Raw genomic sequence first — 232 nt, forward strand, 5'->3', positions numbered from 1 at the left:
TCCCGGTAACGAGATCAAGATTCTATCCCTTCAGGAGCTCAAGCCGCTCGGTGTCATCACCGGGGGCGGGACACCCGTAACATGGTCACTTCAGGCGGTCGAGGGAGCGCTGTATGTGCGTGGGGAAAGGGATAGCCTTTACGGTCACCACAAAATGCTGTTCGGTTTTGCAAAACCCGATGGCTTCTTTGTCAATGCCGTTATCGAGACGCAGGGGCGAGAGCAGGAGCTT

General features: G+C 56.0%; 1 protein-coding gene. It reads left to right on the forward strand.

Annotated elements, in window-relative coordinates:
* On the forward strand, positions 1-232 hold a 232-nt coding region (locus KVS69_RS20750), incomplete at both ends, for a hypothetical protein (protein WP_217540236.1).

Origin of the sequence: Stenotrophomonas sp. GbtcB23, assembly GCF_019091045.1 — a bacterium.
Taxonomy (GTDB): domain Bacteria; phylum Pseudomonadota; class Gammaproteobacteria; order Xanthomonadales; family Xanthomonadaceae; genus Stenotrophomonas; species Stenotrophomonas rhizophila_A.